The 449-nt window shown below is 60.6% G+C and carries 1 protein-coding gene; it reads right to left on the reverse strand.

What is annotated here, in order from left to right; translation table 11 throughout:
* Positions 1 to 449, reverse strand: a 449-nt coding sequence (locus WG8_RS28675) for a heparinase II/III family protein (RefSeq protein ID WP_007431487.1), incomplete at both ends; no start/stop codon positions are given.

The raw sequence follows: 449 nt of genomic DNA on the forward strand, positions 1-449 counted from the left end.
CCCGCATCACATAGTACCCGGTCTGCGGAAATGCCCGGCTCGCCGTTGGCGGTTTGTAAGCGGCCTGGAGCTGCATATAACGCTCGTATTTCTCCACCCCGAACAGCCACAGGCTTTCCGAGCTGCCAGTGCCGCGGCAGATCAGCTCATCATCTTCGAGAATTGCGCCCAGCAGAGTCAAACGCTGCCGCCCGTCGCCGAGCCAGTCGGAGTCGCCGGCTCCGGTGGACTGGTGATCCGGCCGGATCAGCGCTTCGGTGAATGCCACCATTTTGCGAAGCTGATCGCCGAACCATGCCGAGAAAGGATAGTCGGACAGCCGTGCCAGTAAATAAGGGGTGCCAAACATTTCGATGCTGGCATTGTGATAATGGGTCGTAAGCTCAATCTGCACCCCTTCGGGGCCGACCTGATGCAACAGGCAAAGCTCCAGCCGCTCGGCCGCCCGC

The sequence above is a fragment of the Paenibacillus sp. Aloe-11 genome, from assembly GCF_000245715.1.
GTDB lineage: Bacteria > Bacillota > Bacilli > Paenibacillales > Paenibacillaceae > Paenibacillus > Paenibacillus kribbensis.